Here is a 22903-nt window from a genome sequence, read left to right on the forward strand (position 1 = left end):
CGCCGGGCGCAGCGTGATCCTGGACGCCACCTTCCTCGACCCCGGCCACAGGGCCAGGGCTTCGCAACTGGCCGGCTTGTCCGGCCGGTCCTTGTCCGCAGTCTGGCTGGAAGGCCCCACCGAGGTCCTCAAGGCCCGTCTTGCCGCCCGAACGGGAGACGCTTCGGACGCCACCCCGGAGACCCTCGAACTGCAGGCCCGGTCGGCGTCAGGACAGATCGACTGGCCGCGGCTGGGCGCCGACCTTGACGCGACCTCTGCGGCGCTGGATGTGTTCAGCCGAACCGGAACCTCGAACCCATGAACCGTCGACGCCTCCTCCTGACCGCCGCCGCCGCGACGGCGGCCCCGCCCGCCCTTGCCGCACGGCCAGCGCCCCGGCTCTCGATCAAGACCTTCGCAGAGCTGAAGACCCCTCTGCCCCTGCCCTACGACGAGGCCGCCGACGCCGACGCCGTCGTGGACCGGGCCCGGACCCAGGCGCGCCGCCAGGGCAAGCGGTTGCTGATCGATCTGGGCGGCAACTGGTGTCCGGATTGCCGCATCCTGGCGGCGACCATGGCCCTTCCGGAACTTGACCGGTTCATGAAGGCGCACTTCGTGACCGTGATGGTCGATGTCGGCCGTTTCGACCGCAACCTGCAGATTCCTGCGCGCTACGGCGTCACGTCGCGGCTGCCCGGCGTGCCCGCTCTGATGGTGATCGATCCCAAATCCGACCGCCTCCTCAACCCTGGTAACTTCTCGGCTCTTTCCAATGCCCGGGGCATGTCCCCTCAGGCCCTGGCGGACTGGATCGCAGGCTGGGCCGCCTAGAGACCGAGCCGGCCGGCGACCTCCTCACCGATGGCGAGCGAACTGGTCAGGCCCGGGCTCTCGATGCCGAACAGGACCACCAGCCCCTCAAGTCCATGGGCCTCGGGCCCGTCGATCCGGAAGTCGGGCTGCGGCTGGCCCGGACCATGCAGCTTGGGACGAACCCCGGCGTAGTCAGGCTGGAGGGCGCCGTCGGGCAGGCCGGGCCAGAACTTGCGGATGCAATCGTAGAAGGCCCCGGCGCGGCTAGGATCGACCGCGTAGTCCGGTGCGGGAACGAACTCGAGGTCCGGCCCGAAGACCGCCTGACCACCGAGATCCCTGCGGTAGTGAGTTCCCAGGGCGCCGGGAATCGGGGGCGGATAGACCAGCCGGGAGAAGGGCGCCCGGCCGGAGAGGCGGAAGTAGACCCCCTTGCCGAAGAAGCCAGGCGGGATGGTCCCGGGCGGCAGACCCGCGATCCGGTTCGCGACCGCCTGAGCGTCGAGGCCGGGCGCCGTGACCAGTCGGGCTGCGGTCAGGACGGCGGGATCATCTCCGCCTGTGGAGATCCGCCAACCGCCCATCGCGAGGGGTTCAGCGCCCTCGAAGGGGGTCGAAAGGACCACGGCGCCGCCGCGGGCCTCGATCTCGCCCTGGAGCGCCAGCATGTAGCCATGGCTGTCGAAGACGCCGCTCTGTGGCGACAGGAGGGCGGCGTCGCAGCGCAGGTCGGGTTCCATGGCCCGGGCCTGGGCGGCGGTAAGAACCTCGATGCCCTCGACGTCATTGGTCCGGGCCTGGTTGAGAATGGCGTCCAGCCGTTCCAGCTCCTCCGGGCCGTTGAAGACCACGAGCTTGCCACAGCGGTCGAAGGCGATGCCTCGTTCGGACAGGAAGGCGTAGAGGGCGCGTCGGCCCTGGACGCAGAGCCTCGCCTTCAGGGAACCTGTCGGGTAGTACAGCCCGCCATGGATGACCTCGGAGTTCCGCGCCGAGACGCCCTCGCCGATCCGGGGACCGGCCTCAAGCACGACTGTGGCCAGACCACGGCGGGACAGGGCGAAGCCGCAGGCGAGTCCTACGGCGCCCGCCCCGACGACAACGGCGTCGAAGTCGAATTCAGACATGTCTGACGCCTAAACCAGTCCGGCTGGAAAGCAAGCGGTCGGCCGAGGCCTGGGGGATGTGGTCGGCTATTGCGCGCCACCGACATTCTGGGGCAGAAGCCTGCGCTGAAAGGCGCAGATCACACATCCTGTGGCAGATCCATGCGCCAACGATGCAAGGAGCATGCGTGGCAGAAATCCTGGACGCCATCGACGCCCGCATCCTGGAGCTGATCCAGAACGACGCCAGCCTCTCCGTCGCGGAGATCGCCGATCGGGTGGGCCTGTCCTCCAGCCCCTGCTGGCGTCGGATCAAGCGCCTGGAGGACGCAGGGATCATTCAGAAGCGGGTGACCATCCTTGACCGCCAGAAGCTGGGCCTGTCTTTCGAGGTCTATTGCACGGTGAAGCTGGCCCTGCCGACCAAGGACAACCTGGACGCCTTCGACCGGGCGATTTCAGACATGCCGGAGGTCGTCCAGTGCGCCACGGTCACGGGGGCGGCAGATTATGAGCTGCGGATCGTCACCCGCGACATGCCCGCCTTCGATTCCTTCCTCAGGGAAAAACTCCTCTCCCTGGGCCTGGTCTCGAACATTGAGAGCCGGATCGTTGTGCGTTCGGTGAAGAACACCACCGCCTCGCCCCTGGGACTCATCACCCCGCATATCGCCAGCTAGGTCAGGTCCTTTCGGCGAGCCCCCGGCGGGTCTGGAACAGGTATTCCACTCCCGTCCAAACCGTCAGGACAGCGGCGAGCCAGACCAGGGCGATGGGCAAGAGGGCCGGCAGGGCGGGCACCAGGCCTGTTCCCAGCATCGCCGCCAGAGCGACCAACTGGACCGCCGTTTTCCACTTGGCGAGGCCGGTGACCGGCAGCTTCAGGCCCTTCGCGGCGCCCACTTCCCGCAGGGCGCTCACGGCGAACTCGCGGAACAGGATCAGGCCGGCCGGCAGGGCGAAGGCCGGGCCGGCGCCGCTGGCCATCAGTCCCACCACCGCGCCGCAGACCAGGATCTTGTCCCCGATCGGGTCGAGAATGGTTCCCCAGACGGTGACCGCGTCGAACCGGCGGGCCAACCATCCGTCGAGGAAGTCCGTCGCCGCAGCGATGACGAAGGCCCAGAAGGCGAAGTGCATCAGCCCTCCATCCGGATCACGGCCGGCGCCCACAGCCACCAGGGCGGCGAACATGGCCAGGGTCAGGAAGATGCGGATAACGGACAGGATGTTGGGCAGAGCCTTCATCAACGCTCCTTATGGAAGGCGGCGAATATGCGTTCGGCAAGGGGGCGGCTGACGCCCTCCACCTTCTCTAGGTCGTCGGCGGAGGCCCGGGCGACGCCCGCAGCGGAACCGAAGGCGTGCAGAAGCGCCCGTTTCCGGGCCGGGCCGATCCCGTCGATCTCGTCCAGCGGGTTGCGCTTCATGTCCGCGGCCCTGCGGGCGCGATGGCTGCCGATGGCGTAGCGGTGGGCCTCGTCCCTCAGCCTCTGGAGGAAGTAGAGGACCGGGCTCTTGGGCTCCAGCATGAAGGGCGGCTTGTCAGGCAGGAAGAAGCGCTCGAGGCCGGCGTCCCGGTCCGGTCCCTTGGCGACGCCCACCACCGGGATGTCGTCCACCCCCAGTTCGGTCAGCACCTCGAGGGCCGCCGCCAGCTGGCCGGCCCCGCCATCGATCAGGACCAGGTCGGGCCGCACGGTGGTCTCACCCGATCCGCCTTCCCGCACCAGCCGCCCGAAGCGGCGTCGCAGGACCTCGCGCATCATGCCGTAGTCGTCGCCGGGGGTCAGGTCGGCGCTGCGGATGTTGAACTTGCGGTACTGGGCCTTCTGGAAGCCGTCCGGCCCCGCGACGATCATGCCGCCGACGGCGTGGGTCCCCATGATGTGGCTGTTGTCATAGACCTCGATCCGCTCCGGCGGGGCGTCAAGGCCGAAGGACTCCGCCACGCCGGCCAGCAGCCGGGACTGGGCCGATCCTTCGGCCAGGCGGCGCCCCAGGGCCTCCCGGGCGTTGGTCAGGGCCTCGTCCACCAGGGACCGCTTCTCGCCCCGCTCCGGCCGGCGGATCTCCACCCTGCGCCCCGACTTCAGGCTGAAGGCCTCGGCGAGGAGGTCCCGGTCGTCCGGCTCGCAGCTGACGAGGATGAGCTTGGGGATCGGCCGGTCGTCGTAGAACTGGCCGATGAAGGCTGCGAGGATGGCGGGGTCCTCGTCGCTGCGGTCGATCCGCGGGAAGTAGGCCCGGTTGCCCCAGTTCTGGCCAGCGCGGAAGAAGAAGACCTGGACGCAGGCCTGCCCGCCATCGCTGTGCAGGGCGAAGACGTCCGCCTCCTCCAGGCTCTCGGGATTGACCAGGGTCTCCTGGCTGACAGCGGACAGGGCCCGGATCCGGTCGCGCAGGCGGGCGGCGCGCTCGAACTCGAGGTCATCGGAGGCGGCCTGCATCTCGTCGGAGAGCCGGGTCATGACCGCCCGGCTGCGCCCGCGCAGGAAGTCCTCGGCCTGGTCCACAAGGGCCGCGTAGTCCGGCAGGGAGATGGCCCCCGTGCAGGGGGCGGCGCAGCGGCGGATCTGGTGCAGCATGCAGGGCCGGGTCCGGCTCTCGTAGACGCTGTCGGTGCAGGACCGCAGGAGGAAGGCCTTCTGCAGGGTGTTGAGGGTGCGGTTCACGGCGTTCGCCGAGGCGAAGGGGCCGAAATAGTCGCCCTTCAGCGTATGGGCGCCCCGGTGCTTGCGCAGCTGGGCGGCGGGGTGGTCGCGCCGGATGACGATCTCGGGAAAGCTCTTGTCGTCCCGTAGCAGGACGTTGAAGCGCGGCTTCATCTGCTTGATCAGGTTGATCTCAAGCAGGAGGGCGTCGGTCTCCGTGCGGGTGGTGACGAACTCCATGGCCCGTGTCAGGTCGACCATCAGGGCAATGCGCTGGGTGTGGAAGCGGCCCTGGGCGTACTGCAGCACCCGCTTCTTCAGCGACCGGGCCTTGCCGACATAGAGGACCTCGTCCCCTTCCCCGATCATCCGGTAGACCCCCGGCGCATCCGGCAGGCGGCGGACCTGGTCGCGGATCAGCTCGGCCCCAGCGAGGGGCGCGCCTTCGACCATGGGGTATGTTTCGGCGTCCGAGGACATGCCCCACCTATAGGCGACTCCAGTCCCGCTGGGGACCCCAGGGGCTCAGATCCGGATCTGCCCGCTGACGATCCCCTCGTGGGCCACGGTGTCGAGGGGGCGGTAGCCGCCGTCCGCGGCGCGGTGGAACAGTGGCCCAGCCACCTTCGCCGGATCAAACCCTTCGGCCACCAGCTCCACCTTGCGCTGCTTGAAGGTGCCGGTGACCTCCATCTCGGGCTGGAGTCTGATGAAGGCCGGGCGGGCATACTCCGGCAGGTCGGCGGCGATTCGCGCCGCCAGGATGCCAAGGTCAAAGCCCTCGCCGGTGACCAGGGCCGCCATGCCGGCCCGCCCGTCGGCCCTGGGCACCTCCACCCCGTAGACATTGGCCTCGACCACGCCCGGCACAGCCTGGAGACGCAAGGCCACCTCGGCGGTGGAGACGTTCTCCCCCTTCCAACGGAAGGTGTCGCCGACCCGGTCCACGAAGAAGACGTAGCCATCCTCATCCTGGCGCAGAAGGTCACCGGTCCGGAACCAGGCGTCTCCCGGCGCGAAGACGTCCCTCAGCACCTTTTTCTCCGAGGCGGCCTTGTCGAGATAGCCGGTGAAATCCGCCCGGGGGTCAGAGGAGTCGATGCGGCCTAGGCATTCCCCCGCCTCTCCGGGAGCTACTTCCTGGCAGAAACCGTCCGGCCCACGCAGGGGCGCCTCGGCCTCATAGTCGAAGCGCACGATCCGACCGTTGAACCTCCGCCGCAGGAAGGCGGGGATACGGCCGATGGCGCCGGGACGGCCATCGAAGTTGAAGAAGGAGACATTGCCCTCGGTGGAGCCGTAGAACTCCAGGACCCGGGGAACGCCAAAGCGGCCGGTGACCGAGTCCCAGACGTCAGGCCTGAGGCCGTTGCCGAAGGCCAGGCGCAACCTGTGGGACCGCTCGTCCGGGTGTGGGGGCTGGTTGGCGAGGTACCGGCAGAGCTCGCCGATGTAGACGAACTGGGTGCAGCCCTCCCGACGTATGTCCTCCCAGAACTGGGTGGCCGAGAATCGTCGCTTCAGGACCACGCAGGCGCCATTGAGGAGGGCCGCCCCCATGCCGCAGAGCCCGCCAGTGGCGTGGTAGAGGGGCAGGGCGACATAGATCCGGTCGTCGGAACGCGCTCCCGTCGAGCCTGCAAAGCCCCGCATGTAGAGCTGAACCCGGACATGGGTGACCCGCGCCGCCTTGGGCAGGCCGGTGGTCCCGGAAGTGTAGATAAGGAGGGCGGTGTCCCCGGCGGTCAGACCCTCCCGCACGGAGGCGGGAGGCGGCTCGGGCGGTCGCTCGGCAAGGGCGGCGGCCAGGTCGCCTTCTCCCGGCAGGGGCGCATCCAGGCTCCAGAGACGCGGCGTGTGGTCCAGGTCGCCCAGTATGTCCTGCAAGGCCGGAGAGGTCTCCCCATCCACAATCACCTCATGAGCGCCGGACAGGGAGAGGCAGTGGGCCAGGGCCTGGCCTGTGAGCTGGTTATTGATGAGGGCCGAGACCACCCCGACCTTGGACAGGCCATACCAGGCGGGCAGGTACTCGATCCGGTTGGGCAGGAAGAGGGCCACCCGGTCCCCGGGCCGCAGACCGATCTCAAGCGCCCATCGCGCGAAGCGGTTGGCCAGGGCCTCCATTCCTGCGTAGGTGAGGCTTCGCCCCTCGAAACGCAGGGCCTCGCGGTCGGGCCATCGCGCCGCCGCCGCGTCGAGGTCGTCACAGATGCGGCGCGGACTTCCAGGATGGATCCCCTTCACCCGGCGAAGCGTCCGGAACAGGCCGGAGGCGAACCGGAGGTCACGCTGGAGCGTCGAGAACATTCGGAAGCCGTCTCCTTTGATGCCGCGTCGGACCTGTGATCTGGCGGCGTGGAGACGGAGTTTCAAGGCGCGGGGCGTCTGTACCCCCGAGACCGCCTTCGTCCGAGGCAGCGTCAGGCGGCCTGGAGACCCGGAGTATCGTGCAGGTCGGCCGGCAGGCCGGCGCCCATCAGGTCGATGAAGTTGTCGCGCCAGAACCTCTGGCGGGCCGTCTCCCCGACGCCCTCCAGGGACTCCCCGAACCGCTTGAGGGGATTCCGCCCGCCTTCGATGTGGGGGAAGTCGGACGAGAACATGCAGACCTCCTCGCCGGCGTTGGCGATGATCCAGGCGACGTCCTCGTGGGGATAGGGCGTGGCGCGGAACTGGCGTTGCAGGATTTCGCTGGGACGGGCGGATAACCTCTGGAGCCGCTCTTCTCGACCGAAGGCGGCCGCCCCGGAGTCCATGAACTTCATCAGGCTCGGGATCCACGAGGCGCCCAGTTCGATGGCCCCGAACTTCAGGCTGGGGAACCGGTCGAAGACGCCGTCGAAGACCAGGGCCGAAAGGGTCTGCCAGACGGCGACGGGGATGGTCATGAAGGACAGCGAGGTGAAGTTCTCCGCGCCGCCGTGGAAGTCGAGGACCCTGGGCAGGCCGTTCTCGAAGTAGGCGGGGTTCATCTTCTCCTCGCCGCCCACGTGGAAGAGGACCGGCAGGCCCGCCTCCTGGATCAGGGCCCAGAGAGGATCAAGGCCCACATGGCTGGGACTGTGACCGGGGGGGCACCGCGAGGGGATCATCAGGCCCCGGCATCCCAGCTCGATCGCCTCGCGGGCGATCCGGGGCGCGGCCTCGATGTCGACGAGGGGCACGTAGCCTGTCGCCAGCAACCGGCGGTCCACCGAACAGAAGTCCGCCATCATCCGGTTGTGGGCCCGGGCGCCGGCCACGGCGAGCTCGACCCTGCCCGCCTCCTCCAGCCCGTAGTTGCCGAGGGCGTGGGTGGTGAAGACCAGCTGGCTGGCGAAGCCGAGGAGGTCGAGGGTGCGGGGGCGGTCCTCCCGGCGGAAGGCCCCCAGGGCCCGGTAATTCTTCCGCAGGAGCAGGTTGTCCTCGTCGCCGGCGCGGAAGTCCGGGTCGTCCTGCTGGGCGCGGGCCTTTTCGGCCCAGCCTGTCAGGTCGTTGGGCTTGCGGATGGCCTCGGAGAAGGCCGCCCTCAGGCCCGGCTCGACATAGCGTTCGATCTCTCCGGGCAGCTCCATGACGTGCGAGTCCGCATCATGGACCGTGAAACCCTCGACATAGGGCATGAGCCGCCCTCCCCCGTCTGTTGTCAGACGATACTTCAGACCTGGGGGGCAGAACGGTCAAGCCCCGCCGCGAGCGGCGGGGCCTGGCCCAGGATCAGATCTGGGCCAGGAGGTAGTCGGCGGCCGAGACCTTGAACTCGCCGGCGGCCTCGACGTTGAGCTGCTTCACCACGCCGTCCACGACGTACATGGAGTAGCGCTGGGAGCGCAGGCCGAGCCCGAACTTGGAGCCGTCCATGGTCAGGTCGACCGCCTTGGTGAAGTCGCCCGCAGGGTCGGCGATCATCTCGATCTCGCCCAGCACGCCCTGGTTTTCACCCCAGGCCTTCATGACGAAGGCGTCGTTGACCGACAGGCAGACGATGGCGTCGACGCCCTTGGCCTTCAGGTCGGCGGCCAGGTCCTTGTAGCCGGGCAGATGCCGGGCCGAGCAGGTGGGGGTGAAGGCTCCCGGCACGGCGAAGAAGGCCACCTTCCGGCCCTTGAAGATCTCATCGACCGTGGTGGGCTTGGGGCCCTCCGCCGTGCCGGCGATGAGGTTGGCGGCGGGAAGCGTGTCTCCGACCTTGAGCGTCATGGGCCTGTCTCCGGGCTCTGTTCTGAGAGGAAGCCGCAGAGATAACCCCTTGGCCGGGGCCTGCAATGGCCAAGTTGGATTCCGCGTCTTGAATCCGCCCCAAGAGCGTCGGACAAACCGAGCATGGATCCTGCGTCCTATCTGTCCGGCCAGCTCCTGATCGCTCTTCCGGCGATCGGCGACCCGCGCTTCGAGCGCGCGGTGGCCCTCATTTTCGCCCATGACGCCGAGCACGCCATGGGCCTGATCCTGAATCATCCCTTGCGGGGCCTGGCGCTGGGCGAGGTCTTCGAGCAGCTCTCCATCCCCTGCCCCGAAGCGCGCCGGACAGAAGGGGTGCTCCTGGGCGGCCCGGTCCAGACCGAGCGGGGTTTTGTGCTGCACAGCGACGACTTCCAGGCGGCGGACGGCGCCACCCTGCGCACGCCGGCGGGCCTGGCCTGCACCCCGACCCGGGAGGCTCTGGAGGCGATGTCGCGAGACGACGGGACCCCGCGCCGTTCACGCCTGGCCCTGGGTTACGCCGGCTGGGGGCCCGGCCAGCTGGAGCAGGAACTCCGCCGGAATGTCTGGCTGACCTGTCCGGCCGACGAGGCGATCGTCTTCGAGACGCCCCCGGAGGAAATCTGGACCGCATCTCTCGGCCGACTGGGCGTGGACCCGTCCTTCCTCACCGCCGATGCCGGGGAGGCCTGAAGGCTTCCGCTCCAGCCACCGGGCCCTCCGGCGTCACCGCCGCGCCGCCGATTTCCCGGGGTTCATCGACTGGATCAGACAGAGAGCGGCGCCTGCGAACTCTCGTCGCGAGGTGACGGCGCAACCCGTCCGAACAGGACATGGTCCCGCCACTCGCCGTTAATCTTCAGATAGGCCTGGGCCAGGCCCTCCTCCCGAAATCCCGCCTGTCCCAGCAGTCGCCGAGAGGGCGTGTTTCCCGGCAGACAGGCGGCCTCAAGCCGGTGAAGGGCCAAGGTCCGGAAAGCGAAGAGGGAGAGGGTGCGCACCGCCGCCAGGGTGTGACCCTGCCGCGTGAAGCCGACGCCGCACCAGTAGCCCACCGTCCCCATCTGGGCGACGCCGCGCCGGACATTGGACAGGGTAATGCCTCCGGTGAGGGCGCCGTCACTCTTCCGGAAGACCAGGAAGGGATAGGCGGCGCCCAGGTCGATATCCCGGGCGTAGGAGGCCAGTCGACGCCGCCAGGCGCCGCGGGTCAGGTCATCGTCCGGCCAGGTAGGCTCCCAGGGCTGAAGGAACGCCCGGGAAGCGCGTCGCAGCTCGCTCCATTCCGGATAGTCGGAGGGCCGGGGCGGGCGGATCTCGATCCCCTCCCCCTGCAGCCTGAGGCTGTCGCCCGGCGTGATCCAGTCCAGAAGCGCCATTCGGGCAAACTCCGGGGTTTTTCCCGTCCGTCAAGCCATTGCAGGGCCCGGCGAAGTCCCCGCCTTCATCGTCTCGCAGAAGCGCTGGGCCGCAGGATGGGCGGCGCCGGGCCCAAGGACCGCCGCCGCGGCCAGGCCCGGCTCCAGAAGGCGGGCGCCCGCCCGGCGCACTGCGGCGGCGTCGCAGGCGTCGATCCGCGCCGCGATCTCCGAGATCGGGATGAGGCGTCCATGGGTCAGGACCTGATGGACCGCCTGTTCCGCCCGGGTCAGGAGCGACTCCGCGGCCATGAACTGACCGGCCTTGAGCTGGGCCCGGGCCCGGGCGAGCTCAGCTTCACGGGGAGACTCGGCCAGGTCCTGCATCTGGCCGGCGGCCAGGACCGCGAGCTCCGTCGCGCTTGCCGCCTCGCAGCCGGCAAACACCCCGACCATGCCGCAGTCGGACCAGAACTCGCCCCAGGCGTCCACGGCATAGGCCAGGCCCCGGGCCTCTCGGGCCTCCTGGAAGAGCCGCGAAGCCATGCCGCCGCCCAGGCATTCTACGAAGACCTGCGCCGCCCAGGCGTCAGGGTCGGTCGCCGCGAGGCCGGGACACAGGAAGACCAGGTTGGCCTGCTCGAGATCCCTGTCGTCCGTGCGGATCCCTCCTGTGAAGGACGCCGGCGCTGGCAATGGAGAAGGCTCGGGCTTCGCAGCGGCGAAGTCCCGTTCGGCCAGGCGAAGCAGGTCGTCCTCGTCTATGGCCCCCGAGGCCACCACCACCAGCCGGTCCGGCGCATACAGCGCTCGGCGCCAGTCGCGGAGGGCCGCCACATCCGCCCTCTTCAGGCTGGCGGTGTTCCCCAGGATGTTGCGCCCGAGGGCCTGGTCCGCGAAGGCGGCCTCCTGGGCCATCTCGAAGACGAGGTCATCGGGGGCGTCCTCGGCTTCGGCGATCTCCTGCAGCACCACGCGGCGCTCCCGCTTCAGGTCCTCGGGATCGAGGGTGGGGCGCAGCAGGATGTCGGAGAGAAGGCTGGACGCCCCATCCAGTCCCTCCGGAAGGGTCCGGACGTGGAACACCGTCCGCTCGAAACCCGTCTCGGCGTTCATCTGGCCGCCCCCGGCCTCGATGGCCTCGGCCAGCTGGCGGGCGGAGCGCCCCGCCGCACCCTTGAAGACCATGTGCTCGAGAAGGTGGGACCAGCCGGATTCCCGCCGGCTCTCCCAGCGGGCGCCGCGCCCGGCGGCCACCACCAGGGCGACGGTCTGCAGGCCCGGTACGGGATCGCAGATCACCCTGACGCCATTGGCGAGGGTGTGAATCCGCGGCGGATCAGCCCCCTGCAAAGGTCCGGACATAGTCGGAGACCTTTCCGGCGTCGGCGGCGATGGGCTCGAAGCGCTCGGGGCGCTCCGCTAGGGCGCGGGCCCGTGCAGGCGTCTCGGGCACGCGGCCCGTGGCGGCCTGGACGGCTTCGGGGAACTTGGCCGGATGGGCCGTGGCCAGGACCACGGTCGGGCCGGGCGCCGGGTGGCGCCTGAGGGCGGACAGAGCCACCGCTGTATGGGGATCCACCATCTCGCCCGTCTCGGACAGGGTGAGTTGCATCTCCCGGGTGGTGGCCGCCTCGTCCGTGGAGGCGCCTGCGAAGATGGCGGTCATGGCGACCAGGGCGTCGGGAGGCGTGACGATGTCCCGCCCCGACGCGAACCCGGAGAAGGCCGTCGCGGTCCCTGGCCCATCGCGGCCCGTCGCCTCGAAGAAGAGTCGCTCGAAGTTGGACGCCGACTGGATGTCCATGGCCGGCGACTGGGTCTCGGCCACGGTCCCGCGGGCGTACAGGCCCGTGCGGAAGGTGCGGGCCAGGATGTCGTTGGCGTTGGTGGCGATGAGAATCCGCCCGACAGGAAGGCCCAGGCGATGGGCCACGTAGCCAGCGAACCCGTCCCCGAAGTTGCCGGAGGGCACGGCGAAGGAAACCGGACGATGAGGTGCGCCCAGGGCGACCGCCGTGGTGAAGTAGTAGACCGACTGGGCGACGATCCGGGCGAAGTTGATGGAGTTCACCGCGGACAGGCCCACCGACCGCTGCAGCTCCGCATCCGCAAGGGCCGTCTTCAGGATGGCCTGGCAGGCGTCGAAGTCCCCGGCCACAGCCAGGCACCGGACATTGTCCTCGACGGCTGTGGTCATGAACCGGCGCTGAACCTCAGAGATGCGCCCGTCTGGGAACATGGCGACGATCCGCGTGTTGGCGCGGCCCCGGAAGGCCTCCACCGCCGCCCCGCCCGTGTCTCCGGACGTTGCACAGAGGATGGTCTGGGTACGCCCAGCGCGCTCGAGGACGTGATCGGACAGCCGGGCCAGGAGTTGCATGGCCACGTCCTTGAAGGCCAGGCTCGGTCCGTGGAACAGCTCGGCGAGGAAGACGTCCGACCCCAGCTGGACCAGGGGGACGACCGCCGGGTGGTCGAAGGCGGCGTAGGCCTCGCGGCACATGCGGGCGAGGTCGCCCTGTGCAATCTCGTCGCCGGCGAACCGGCCCAGGACGGCCGCAGCCACCTCGGCGTAGGGCCGACCGGCGAAGGCGGCGATCTCCTCCCGGGTGAAACCGGGCCAGGTCTCGGGAATATACAGACCGCCGTCCGGCGCCAGGCCGGCGAGGACGGCCTCGACGAAGCCGACAGGGGGCGAGCCGCCACGGGTGGAGATGTAACGCATCAGGGTCTGTATTGCTTGCGGAGGAGCGCGCCATAAACGCCGAGCAGGGCCGCGGCAAGGCCGAACCAGGTCAGGGCGTACTCCAGGTGTCGATTGGAGATCGCCGCCGGAAGGGGTGCGGGCGTCAGGGCGGTGAACTCAGGGTTAGAGGCGGTTTCGGCCATGAGCATGACCGGCGCGGGCCGGGGCGCGCCAAGGGTCGAGGCCATCGCCGGGATGTCGCGGTTGAACCAGAGCCTGCCCGCCGAATCCGGCTTAGGCGTAAAGAGGCTGGGCCGGTCAGGAACCCTCAGCACCCCGGTCACCGAAACAGGCCCCGGCTGACCTTCCGTCCCGGGCCGCGCCGAAATGTCCTCGGGGACGAAGCCCCGGTCGACCAGGAGACTCCCGTAACGGCTGGAAGCCACCGGGCAGGCGGAGATCAGCCGTCGACCGGGCGTCCCGTCCGTCAGGCCGAAGAGTTCTACGAAGGCGGCGCGGGACAGGCCTGGGCAGTCCACCCGGACCCGGACCATGTCGAGGTCCGCAGGCGAGGCGGCCTGGTCCAGGGCCTGCGCAGCGGGGACGGGGGCCGCGGTCTCCAGCCGGGCGATCCGGGCAAGGAGGGCCTCCTTCCAGGTCAGGCGCTGGAGTTGCCACATGCCCAGCGCCACAAGAATGGCGAGACCGACCGTTGTGGCGAGGGTCAGGCCAAGCGGAAAACGGCGCCGCCGGGCGGGATCAGTCCTCATGGCGGGTTTCCCCCGCCCGGTTGGCGAACTGCGCCGCCAGGAGCACGCCCTTCATGGGACGCAGGAGCCCCATGCACACCACCACAGTCAGGGGCAGGAAGACGACCAGGTGCACCCAGACGGGCGGGCGATAGGCGATTTCGGTGAAGAGGGCGGCGAAGGCGACGATAAACCCGCCGATCAGCATGACGAAGACGGCGGGGCCGTCACCGGAGTCCGCCCGGCTGAGATCGTAGTTACAGGCCTCGCAGCGATCCGCCACAGTGAGGAAACCGCGGAACAGGGCGCCCTCCCCGCAGTTGGGACAGCGGCCGGCGAGCCCCGCCAGGAGGGGGTTCACGCCGGCCACCGAAGGTCAGTGTCCGCCGGAGGCGCCGAACACCACGTAGATGAAGGCGAAGAGGAACAGCCACACCACGTCCACGAAGTGCCAGTACCAGGCCGCAGATTCGAAGCCGAAGTGCTGCTTGGGCGTGAAGCCTGTCCCCATCAGACGCGCAAGGCAGACCAGCAGGAAGATGGTTCCGATCAGGACGTGGAAGCCGTGGAAGCCCGTGGCCATGAAGAAGGCGGAGCCATAAAGGCCTGAGTTCTCCGCACCCTCGCCGCCGAAGAAGTAATTGTGCTTGAGAATGTGGTCGTACTCATAGACCTGAACGGCGGTGAAGATCGCGCCGAGGATCACCGTCAGCAGCAGGCCGATCTTGGCGCCGCGCCGGTCTCCGGCCTGTAGGGCGTGATGGGCCCAGGTCACGGTGGTGCCTGAGAGCAGCAGGATCAGGGTGTTGAGGAGGGGGAGGTTCCAGGCGGGGATCGTCTCCACGCCCTTCGGCGGCCAGGTCGCCCAGGCGTTCCGCACCTCCTCGATGCCCGATTGCGTCCGGACATCATTGAAGAGGGCCATCTCGAAGAAGATCCAGAACCAGGCCACGAAGAACATCACTTCGGAGGCGATGAACATGATCATGCCGTAGCGGAGGCCGATCCCCACCACCGGGGTGTGGTCTCCCTGATTGGCCTCGACGGTGACATCGCGCCACCAGCCCGCCATGGTCAGGAGTACGCCGGCAAAGCCCGCCAGCAGAACCGTCAGGTCGCCCTTGGGCAGGCCGAACAGCCCCCTCATGGCGATGACGCCTCCGACCGCCATGACGCAGGCGGCGATGGAGCCCACCAGCGGCCAGGGGCTGGGATTGACGAGATGGTAGTCGTGTTTGACGTCGCCCGCAGACATTGCGCCCCTGTTCCTCTTACTGCCTCAGCCCGCCCGGTGAGTCGCAGACCCGGCAGGCCCTTCTGGTTGTGTCCCTATAGCCCTGCTTTCGGCGTTCCGCCAAGCGCGGATGGCGCCTGAGCCGACTTGGGCGCTGCGTCCTGGGCCGGGAAGAAGGTGTACGACAGGGTCACCTCCGACTTGCCCCGGGTGTCGAAGTCCTCCGCGAACTTCGGATCGACGAAGTAGACCACCGGGAACTCGATCGTCTTGCCCGCGGGAATGGTCTGGTTCGAGAAGCAGAAGCACTCCAGCTTCTGGAAGTAGGCCCCCGCGAGTTGGGGGGTCACGTTGTAGACCGCATGGCCGGTGACCGGACGGTCGCTATTGTTGGTCACCGTGAAATAGGCAAGGCCGGTCTGGCCGATCCGGAGGGTCTGGGAGGTCTGCTGCGCCCGGAAGCTCCAGGGCAGATCCCGGACATTGGCGTCGAAGCGCACAACAAGGCTCCGCTCGAGGGTCGTCGTGGACGCCTGCTCGGCCCGCCGGGGCGTCCCGTCGAAGCCGGTCAGCTGGCAGAAGGCCCGGTAGAGGGGCACCGACGCATAAGCGGCGCCGATCATGGCCACGAAGCCCGCAGCGCACCAGGCGGCCACCCGGGCGTTGCGGCGGGAGACGTCAAAGGGGTCGGTCGAGGACATTTCCACCCATCCTGAAGACTGTAACGAGGTAGACCAGCACTACAAACCCGACCAGCCCCAGGGCGATGGCCAGATTCCTTCCGCGGCGGGCCCGGTTAGCGGCATCGTCCGCAACCGGCGCCAAGGGCGTCGTTTCGGCGTCAGGCTCTGTCATGTCAGACCTCCTGGGAGTCCGGGGGCCGCCCCGCCGAGGAGGTGTTCCCCAAGGAGGGTGGCGAAGAGAAGGGTCAGGTAAAGGATGGAGTAGGCGAAGAGGTTGCGGGCGTCCCGCGCCGCCGCCTTCACGTCGTAGAGGCCGTCTGTCACCCGGGGATCGGCGGCGTCTCCGGCGCGCCCCTGACGGACCCGCCAGGCGAGCAAAAGGAAAACGGCTCCCCCCAGGGCGGCGACCGCCAGATAGGCGGCTCCACCCAGTCCGGTGGCGACGGGCGCGAGGCAGACGGGGATCAGAAAAAGACTGTAGATCCAGATCTGACGGCGGGTGACGGCGGCGCCGGCGGTCACCGGAAGCATGGGCACCCCGGCGGCGGCGTAGTCCTCGCTGGTGTAGAGGGACAGTGCCCAGAAGTGGGGCGGCGTCCACATGAAGATGATGGCGCAGAGGATCCAGGCGTCCAAGGGCGCCTGTCCCGTTGCAGCGGCCCAGCCGATCACCGGCGGGAGGGCGCCGGCGAGGCCGCCGATCACGATGTTCTGCGCCGTCCAGCGCTTCAGCCAGATGGTGTAGACCACCGCATAGAAGAAGATGGTGAAGGCGAGGAGGCCTGCGGCCAGCCAGTTGAGGGCCAGGCCCAGAAGCATGACGGAGAACAGGGAGAGGACGATCCCGAGCGCGAGCGCATCCGCGGACTGGACCCGACCGGCCGGAACCGGACGACCGCGGGTCCGGCGCATCCGGGCGTCGATATCGGCGTCGTACCACATGTTCAGCGACGCTGAGGCGCCCGCCCCCACCGCGATGCACAGGATCGCGATCGCACCCATGACGGGGTGGATAGGCGCCCCGGCGCAGATCAGCCCGGTCGCTGCTGTAAAGACCACCAGGGACATGACCCGGGGCTTCAGCAGCTGGACGAAGTCCTGCCACCGGGCGGGCGTTGCGGTCGGAACGGCGGCGGGCGGGGTCATCTGACCGGGTTACCTGACACAGAGAGGGGCGCGCACCGGATCAGACCGGCCCGCGCCCCCCATTTGGTTACGAAGTCCGGCCTGTTGAACCAGGCCGGCGCGATTAGCGGTGCGAATCCGGCTTGAAGACCGGGGGATCGCTGAACTGGTGGAAGGGCGGGGGAGACGAAAGTGTCCACTCCAGGGTCGTGGCGCCCTCGCCCCACGGATTGGCCTCGGCCTTGCGACGGCGCACAGCGGCCTCGACCAGGATCAGGAGGAAGACCCCGACGCCAACCACAGTGATCAGGTAGCCCTGGGTGGACACCTGGTTCCAGAAGGTCAGCGCCTCAGGGTAGTCGACATAGCGGCGGGGCATCCCCTGCAGGCCCAGGAAGTGCTGCGGGAAGAAGATCAGGTTCACGCCGACGAAGGTGATCCAGAAGTGCACCACGCCGAGGAACTCGTTGTACTTCACGCCCCACATCTTCTCGAACCAGTAGTAGAAGCCCGCGAAGATAGCGAACACAGCGCCCAGGCTCAGCACATAGTGGAAGTGGGCCACCACGTAGTAGGTGTCATGCAGGGTGTAGTCGATGCCCGCATTGGCCAGAACCACCCCGGTGACGCCGCCTACCGTGAAGAGGAAGATGAAGCCGATCGCCCAGAGCATGGGCGTCTTGAAGTCCAGGGAGCCGCCCCACATGGTGGCGATCCAGGAAAAGACCTTCACGCCCGTCGGCACGGCGATCACCATGGTGGCCGCCACGAAATAGGCCCTCAAGTCGACCGGCATGCCCACGGTGTACATGTGGTGGGCCCAGACGATGAAGCCGACGAAGCCGATGGCCACCATGGCGTAGGCCATGGCGAGGTAGCCGAACACAGGCTTGCGAGAGAAGGTCGAAACGATGTGGCTGATGATGCCGAAGCCCGGCAGGATCAGGATGTACACCTCGGGGTGCCCGAAGAACCAGAACAGGTGCTGGAACATCACCGGATCGCCGCCACCGGCCGGATCGAAGAAGTGGGTGTTAAAGTTCCGGTCCGTCAGCAACATGGTGATGGCCCCGGCCAGAACCGGCAGGGACAGGAGCAGGAGGAAGGCGGTCACCAGCACCGACCAGGCGAACAGCGGCATATTGTGCAGGGTCATGCCCGGCGCACGCATGTTGAAGATGGTGGTGATGAAATTGATCGCGCCCAGGATCGAGCTCGCGCCAGCCAGGTGCAGGGACAGAATGGCCAGGTCCATGGACGGGCCGACATGTCCAGAGGTCGAGAGCGGGGGATAGATCGTCCAGCCCCCGCCGAAACCCTTGCCGGGACCGCCATCGACGAACAAGGACAGGCAAAGAAGGACCCAGGCCGCCACGAGCAGCCAGAACGAGATGTTGTTCATCCGCGGGAAGGCCATGTCCGGCGCGCCGATCATGATCGGGACGAACCAGTTGCCGAAGCCGCCAATCATGGCGGGCATGACCATGAAGAAGATCATGATCAGGGCGTGGGCAGTGACCACCACATTGTAACCGTGCTTGGAGGCCTCAACCACGCCAAGCTGGTCGAGCCAGCCGCCCTTGACGAAGATCTGCAGGCCCGGTTCAGCGAGTTCGAGCCTGATGAGGCCCGAAAGGGCGCCGCCCACCAGCCCCGCCATGATGGCGAAGAGGATGTAGAGGGTGCCGATGTCCTTGTGGTTTGTGGAAAAGAGCCAGCGAACCAGGAAGGGGGGCTTGTGATCGTGATCGTGATCAGCGGTGGAAGCGTGGGCCATTGAACTTATCCTGACCTCAATTCGACGCCGGCGCCGAGGCTGGCGCAGGCGTGGCGGAAGGCGGGACCGCAGCGTCGGACGCCGCGGCCGGAAGGACTGCAGGGGCGGGAGCCGCGGCGGGGGCCGGCGCCGGGGCGGCGCCCACCTTGTAGCCGCCCTTGGAGGCGACCCAGGCGTCAAACTCGGCCTGGCTCACAGCGTGAACCTCGATCGGCATGTAGGCGTGGTCCACGCCGCAGAGTTCCCGGCAATTCCCGTAGTAGACGCCCGGTTTCTCAACCTTGAACCAGGTCTCATTCAACCGACCGGGGATGGCGTCGCTAATGATGCCGAAGGCTGGCACGGCGAAGGCATGGATAACGTCGGCGCCCGTGACGATCACCCGCACGGGCTTTCCGACAGGCACCACCAAGGGCTCGGTGGCGGCAAGGAGATAGGGCACGTTCTTTGCCTTGGCCTGGTCCTCGGGAAGTACGTTGGAGATGAATTCGCTGATCCCGTTGTCGGGGTACTCGTAACCCCAGTACCACTGATAGCCCGTGGCCTTCACGGTCATGTAGGGCTTGGGCATGTCGTGGTAGGCGTAAAGAAGCCGGAACGAGAAGATGGCGATGAACATCAGGATCAGGACCGGCACGACGGTCCAGATCACCTCGATCGTCGTGTTGTGGCTCCACTTCGCTGGCGTGGGGTTCGCCTTCTTGTTGTAGCGCACCATGACCCAGACCAGCAGGGCCAGCACGAAGAGCGTGATGACCGTGATGATCGGCAGCAGGATGACGTCATGGAAGAAGGCGGCGTCATGTTTCAGCGGGGTGACCCCCGGCTGAAGCCCGATGGCCCCGGGCGTCGGTTGCCCGACCAGAACCTCGTCGGCCAGGGCGGGAAGCGCCCAGACCGTCGCCATGGCGGCTGCGGCGGCGCCTGCCAGCCACGCCCGAATGCCTTGAACCCTAGACTGCATGTCCCCTCGGTCATTGCTTACGGGCGGCTCCGACCCGGGAGGGCGGCCCCGCCGACGTCTTCGTGGGCCGCGCCGCCGGATGGCCGAAAGCGGGTCCCTCGGAGGCGTCCATACGCGCTCGCGTCCGACTTGCCAAGCGCCCCGAACGCCTTTCGAAGGCCCCTCCACAGGGTGACGTAAGGGCCTGCAGGTCCTATCTGTCTCCCGACGCTCTCAGCCGGAGTCCTTCATGTCCCGCCCCCCCGAATCCGCCGCCCTCCTTGAGACCCACGGCCTGGCCCCGGAAACCGCCAGGCGCGTGCTCGCCGAGGCGATCGGGGACGCCGACGACGGCGAGATCTTCCTGGAGCGGTCACGCAGCGAGTCCTTCCTCTTCGACGACGGACGGCTGAAGTCCGCCGCCTTTGACACCTCCGACGGGTTCGGTCTGCGCGTCGTGGCCGGCGAGTCGGCGGGCTACGCGCACTCCAGCGAAGTTTCGGAAGCGGCCCTGAAGCGCGCCGCGGGGTCTGCAGCCCTGGCCCGCCGCGGCTATTCCGGCACGGCCGATGAGGGGCCACGCCCGACCAACCTGCGCCTCTACGACGACATCGACCCCACCGACTCCCCCGACTTCGAGGCCAAGGTCGCCCTGCTGCAGGAGATCGACGCCTGGTGCCGTGAGCGGGACCCCCGGGTCGTCCAGGTTATGGCGTCCCTCTCCGGCGAGCAGAGGACGGTCGAGATTCTGCGGGCCGACGGCCGGCTCATCCGCGACGTGCGCCCGCTGGCGCGAATCAACGTCCAGATCACCGTCGAGCGCGACGGGCGGCGCGAGACCGGCTTCGCCGGCGCCGGCGGACGGGCCGGATTCGAGGCCTGGATCGCCCCGGACCGCTGGCGCGCCCAGGCGGAGGAGGCCCTTCGCCAGGCCCTGGTCAACCTGGAGGCGGGTCCCTGCCCCGCCGGTGAAATGGACGTGGTCCTGGGTCCGGGCTGGAACGGCGTGCTGCTCCACGAGGCGGTGGGCCACGGGCTCGAGGGCGACTTCAACCGGAAGGGTTCGTCCGCCTTCGCCGGCCGCATCGGCGAGCAGGTCGCCGCGCGGGGCGTCACGGTCTATGACGACGGCGCCCTGCCGGGGCGCAGGGGCTCGCTGACCGTGGACGACGAGGGCACCCCCACGAGCCGCACCGTCCTGATCGAGGATGGCGTCCTGGTGGGCTACATGCACGACCGGATGAGCGCCCGGCTCATGGGCCTGACCGCCACGGGCAACGGCCGCCGCCAGTCCTACGCCCACATTCCCATGCCGCGCATGACCAATACCGCGATGGAGGGCGGGAACACGCCGCGCGAGGAGATGATCGCCTCCACCAAGCGCGGCCTCTACTGCGCCAACTTCGGCGGCGGTCAGGTGGACATCACCAATGGCAAGTTCGTCTTCCAGTGCACCGAGGCCTACCTGATCGAGGACGGTCGGATCACCCGCCCGGTGAAGGGCGCAACCCTCATCGGCGACGGTCCTACGGCCCTGACCCGGGTCACCATGATCGGCGACGATTTCGACTTCGACCCCGGCGTCGGGGTCTGCGGCAAGTCCGGCCAGTCGGTCCCTGTCGGCGTCGGCCAGCCCTCACTCAAGATCACCGGCCTTACGGTGGGCGGCGCCGGCGGCTGACCCCGGCGACCCGGATCAGGCGGCTGGCGTCTCGGGCTCGCCACGTACCGGCTTGTCCGCGTGCGCCCAGGTGCGGACGAGGAAGCTGATCCCGATGTAAGCGACCCCGCAGACCACGCCGGCCCAACCCAGTGTCCGGAAGCCGTTGATCGCCGTGTTCAGCGCGAGCTCCGGGTCCAGCACCTCTCCACCCACCGATTCCGTGACCAGGAAGCCGGCGATCCAGCCGCCCACATACTGGGCGATGGAAGAGGCCAGGAACCAGACCGCCATCATAAACGAGACGACGCCGGGCAGGGTCAGCTTGGTGATCTCCGACAGGCCCACGGGAGAGAGGAAGAGCTCACCCGTGGTGTGGAGCAGGTAGAGCAGTCCCAGGAGGACCAGGGGTACGCGGAAGGCGCTGTCATGCAGGCCAGCGCCCCAGACCACGATCAGGAAGCCCAGTCCCACCTGAATCAGGCCGAGACCGAACTTCAGGGTCGGGTTCGGATCCTTCCCGCGACGCCCCAGCCAGGTCCAGAGGGCCGCCAGGAGCGGCGCGAAGATCAGGATGAAGCCGGCGTTGAAAGACTGGGTCTGCGCAGCGCCCACTGAGGTATCGATCCAGCTCCACCAGGCCGAAGGTTGGATCCCGGCGGCGGCGAGCTGCTCCGGCGTCCCGTAGGGAATACCAAGGAAGCGCCCGGCCTCTGGCGTCAGCGACAGATCGACATTGGTCGAGGCGAACAGGTTGAGGGACGAGCCGGCCTGTTCGAACAGGGTGAAGAAGATGACCGACCCCAGGATCAGAATCACCGCCAGCCCCATGCGCTGACGTTCCACCCGGGTCTGACAGACGCGGACGATGATCCAGGCCAGGGCCAGGAGGGACAGCGCAATCGCGGCGATGAGGGCTATGCCCACGAGCCGGCTGTTCTGGACGGTCAGGAAGACGATGCCGATAGCCAGGATCGACATGAAATAGGTCATCCACTCACGGCTGATGGACCCGGCGAAGGGTTCGCTCAGCATGACGGGATCGGGCGGCTCGCCCTTGCCTTGCAGCAGGGGCTTGCCCAGCACGAAGACGATCCAGCCGACGAACATGCCGACCCCGGCGAGACCGAAGCCCGCCCACCAGCCGAAGTGCTGGCCCAGCAGGCCGCACAGGATGGCCGCCCAGAAGGCGCCGAGGTTGATCCCGTAATAGTAGAGGGTGAAGCCGGAATCCCTTCGCGGATCGCCCTGGGCGTAGAGGTCGCCCACCACGGCGGAGATGTTGGGCTTGAGGAAACCGACCCCCAGGATGATCAGGGACACGGCGAAATAGAACATGCTCGCCGAGCCGTTGTCGATGAGGGTGCGGAGCTCATAGTCTCCTGCGGGAATGGACGTCGGAAGGCCGGAGGCGATCGGTACGCCGGGTATCTCAATCCCGCCGCCTTCACGGGCCTGGAACTCATATTTCTTGTCGTCGACCAGGATGTGGGCCACCCGGTCGTCCATCCGGCCCTCGGAAACAATGGGATAGACGGCGCCGCCGTAGATCAGGTCCTGCTGTGAAGGCCGCCCCTCGAAGCCCATGGAGATGTGGCCGGCGACCAGAAGCAGGGCCCCGAACGCCACCGCCTTGCGTGACCCCAGCCAGCGGTCGGCGATGAACCCCCCCAACAGGGGGAGGAGGTACACCAGGGCGGTGTAGGACGCGTAGAGGGCGCTCGCCTCGCTCCTGTCGAACATCAGGTGCTGGGTCAGATAGAAGATCAGGATACCGCGCATTCCATAATAGGAAAAACGCTCCCACATCTCCGTGAAGAAGAGGACAAGCAGTCCGCGAGGATGCCCGCTCAGTAACTGGCGCAGAACCGGTATGCCTGTGGCCAGGGTGACGAGAAGACCAAGCAGAATGACAATGTTCATCTAAGGGGAGTCCCGTCGC

Annotated in this window: 23 protein-coding genes; 5 read left to right on the forward strand and 18 right to left on the reverse strand. The window is 68.0% G+C overall.

Features of this window, described 5'->3' with window-relative positions:
• Together IM632_RS02080 and IM632_RS02085 are read left to right on the forward strand one after the other, a co-directional pair.
• Positions 1–304: AAA family ATPase (locus IM632_RS02080; protein ID WP_296551965.1), on the forward strand; the 304-nt coding region annotated here is incomplete at its 5' end.
• Positions 301–816 carry a thioredoxin family protein gene (locus IM632_RS02085; protein ID WP_293518117.1) on the forward strand — a complete coding sequence of 172 codons (516 nt, stop codon included), beginning with the start codon at positions 301–303 and terminating at the stop codon, positions 814–816. The genes IM632_RS02080 and IM632_RS02085, both read left to right, overlap by 4 nt.
• Here IM632_RS02085 and IM632_RS02090 read toward each other — a convergent pair.
• Positions 813–1925, reverse strand: a complete 1113-nt coding sequence (locus tag IM632_RS02090) for an NAD(P)/FAD-dependent oxidoreductase (RefSeq protein WP_296479811.1) — start codon at positions 1923–1925, stop codon at positions 813–815. The two genes, IM632_RS02085 and IM632_RS02090, sit on opposite strands and share 4 nt — an antisense overlap.
• 167 nt (positions 1926–2092) lie before the next feature.
• Here IM632_RS02090 and IM632_RS02095 point away from each other — a divergent pair, with 167 nt between their 5' ends.
• Positions 2093–2584 (forward strand): Lrp/AsnC family transcriptional regulator, encoded by a 492-nt coding sequence (locus IM632_RS02095; protein WP_293512713.1) that lies wholly within the window; start codon positions 2093–2095, stop codon positions 2582–2584.
• 1 nt (position 2585) lies between these two features.
• Here IM632_RS02095 and pgsA read toward each other — a convergent pair whose 3' ends face one another.
• The 5 genes from pgsA to IM632_RS02120 all read right to left on the reverse strand — a co-directional run bounded on the left by pgsA (position 2586) and on the right by IM632_RS02120 (position 8740).
• The gene (gene pgsA / locus IM632_RS02100) at positions 2586–3152 is read right to left on the reverse strand and encodes a CDP-diacylglycerol--glycerol-3-phosphate 3-phosphatidyltransferase (protein ID WP_296479810.1); all 567 of its coding nucleotides are present in this window, start codon (positions 3150–3152) and stop codon (positions 2586–2588) included.
• Positions 3152–5038 (reverse strand): excinuclease ABC subunit UvrC, encoded by a 1887-nt coding sequence (uvrC, locus tag IM632_RS02105; protein WP_296518594.1) that lies wholly within the window; start codon positions 5036–5038, stop codon positions 3152–3154. The genes pgsA and uvrC overlap by 1 nt, the downstream gene beginning before the upstream one ends.
• Positions 5039–5083: 45 nt before the next feature.
• Positions 5084–6868 carry a long-chain-acyl-CoA synthetase gene (locus IM632_RS02110; RefSeq protein WP_296551967.1) on the reverse strand — a complete coding sequence of 595 codons (1785 nt, stop codon included), beginning with the start codon at positions 6866–6868 and terminating at the stop codon, positions 5084–5086.
• A 113-nt stretch (positions 6869–6981) separates the two neighbouring features.
• Positions 6982–8163 carry an amidohydrolase family protein gene (locus IM632_RS02115; protein WP_296498623.1) on the reverse strand — a complete coding sequence of 394 codons (1182 nt, stop codon included), beginning with the start codon at positions 8161–8163 and terminating at the stop codon, positions 6982–6984.
• Positions 8164–8257: 94 nt separating this feature from the next.
• A complete protein-coding gene (locus tag IM632_RS02120; protein ID WP_296482983.1) occupies positions 8258–8740 on the reverse strand; it encodes a peroxiredoxin in 483 nt (160 codons plus the stop codon).
• 123 nt (positions 8741–8863) lie between these two features.
• On the opposite strand from IM632_RS02120, the gene IM632_RS02125 reads away from it, so the two are divergent.
• The gene (locus IM632_RS02125) at positions 8864–9436 is read left to right on the forward strand and encodes a YqgE/AlgH family protein (protein WP_296482980.1); all 573 of its coding nucleotides are present in this window, start codon (positions 8864–8866) and stop codon (positions 9434–9436) included.
• Between the two features lie 74 nt (positions 9437–9510).
• On the opposite strand, the gene IM632_RS02130 is transcribed toward IM632_RS02125, so the two are convergent.
• The 11 genes from IM632_RS02130 to coxB form a co-directional block, all read right to left on the reverse strand.
• Positions 9511–10122, reverse strand: a complete 612-nt coding sequence (locus IM632_RS02130; protein ID WP_296482977.1) for a GNAT family protein — start codon at positions 10120–10122, stop codon at positions 9511–9513.
• Positions 10123–10152: 30 nt separating this feature from the next.
• Positions 10153–11466: a pitrilysin family protein gene (locus IM632_RS02135; RefSeq protein ID WP_296482974.1), complete on the reverse strand. Its 1314-nt coding sequence runs from the start codon at positions 11464–11466 to the stop codon at positions 10153–10155.
• Positions 11441–12829 (reverse strand): threonine synthase, encoded by a 1389-nt coding sequence (gene thrC / locus IM632_RS02140; protein WP_296482972.1) that lies wholly within the window; start codon positions 12827–12829, stop codon positions 11441–11443. Before thrC ends, IM632_RS02135 begins: the two co-directional genes overlap by 26 nt.
• Positions 12829–13560 (reverse strand): SURF1 family cytochrome oxidase biogenesis protein, encoded by a 732-nt coding sequence (locus IM632_RS02145; RefSeq protein ID WP_296482965.1) that lies wholly within the window; start codon positions 13558–13560, stop codon positions 12829–12831. Before IM632_RS02145 ends, thrC begins: the two co-directional genes overlap by 1 nt.
• The gene (locus tag IM632_RS02150; RefSeq protein ID WP_293514584.1) at positions 13550–13909 is read right to left on the reverse strand and encodes a DUF983 domain-containing protein; all 360 of its coding nucleotides are present in this window, start codon (positions 13907–13909) and stop codon (positions 13550–13552) included. Before IM632_RS02150 ends, IM632_RS02145 begins: the two co-directional genes overlap by 11 nt.
• A gap of 6 nt (positions 13910–13915) precedes the next feature.
• Positions 13916–14794, reverse strand: coding sequence for a cytochrome c oxidase subunit 3 (locus tag IM632_RS02155; RefSeq protein ID WP_296482963.1), 879 nt, complete (start codon positions 14792–14794; stop codon positions 13916–13918).
• A gap of 74 nt (positions 14795–14868) precedes the next feature.
• The gene (locus IM632_RS02160; protein ID WP_293520814.1) at positions 14869–15474 is read right to left on the reverse strand and encodes a cytochrome c oxidase assembly protein; all 606 of its coding nucleotides are present in this window, start codon (positions 15472–15474) and stop codon (positions 14869–14871) included.
• Positions 15452–15628, reverse strand: coding sequence for a hypothetical protein (locus tag IM632_RS02165; protein ID WP_293517063.1), 177 nt, complete (start codon positions 15626–15628; stop codon positions 15452–15454). The genes IM632_RS02160 and IM632_RS02165 overlap by 23 nt, the downstream gene beginning before the upstream one ends.
• Positions 15625–16602 (reverse strand): heme o synthase, encoded by a 978-nt coding sequence (gene cyoE / locus IM632_RS02170; RefSeq protein WP_296482960.1) that lies wholly within the window; start codon positions 16600–16602, stop codon positions 15625–15627. The genes IM632_RS02165 and cyoE overlap by 4 nt, the downstream gene beginning before the upstream one ends.
• A 103-nt stretch (positions 16603–16705) precedes the next feature.
• Positions 16706–18358 (reverse strand): cytochrome c oxidase subunit I, encoded by a 1653-nt coding sequence (ctaD, locus tag IM632_RS02175; protein ID WP_293514593.1) that lies wholly within the window; start codon positions 18356–18358, stop codon positions 16706–16708.
• Positions 18359–18374: 16 nt separating this feature from the next.
• Positions 18375–19322 carry a cytochrome c oxidase subunit II gene (gene coxB, locus IM632_RS02180; protein WP_296482958.1) on the reverse strand — a complete coding sequence of 316 codons (948 nt, stop codon included), beginning with the start codon at positions 19320–19322 and terminating at the stop codon, positions 18375–18377.
• A gap of 229 nt (positions 19323–19551) precedes the next feature.
• Here coxB and tldD point away from each other — a divergent pair, with 229 nt between their 5' ends.
• Complete coding sequence (gene tldD, locus IM632_RS02185; RefSeq protein ID WP_293517069.1) at positions 19552–20982, forward strand: metalloprotease TldD; 1431 nt, start codon at positions 19552–19554, stop codon at positions 20980–20982.
• A gap of 15 nt (positions 20983–20997) precedes the next feature.
• Here tldD and IM632_RS02190 read toward each other — a convergent pair whose 3' ends face one another.
• The gene (locus tag IM632_RS02190; protein WP_296482955.1) at positions 20998–22884 is read right to left on the reverse strand and encodes a peptide MFS transporter; all 1887 of its coding nucleotides are present in this window, start codon (positions 22882–22884) and stop codon (positions 20998–21000) included.
• Positions 22885–22903 lie beyond the last annotated feature (19 nt).

It is taken from the genome of Phenylobacterium sp., from assembly GCF_020402505.1.
Taxonomy (GTDB): Bacteria; Pseudomonadota; Alphaproteobacteria; order Caulobacterales; family Caulobacteraceae; genus Phenylobacterium.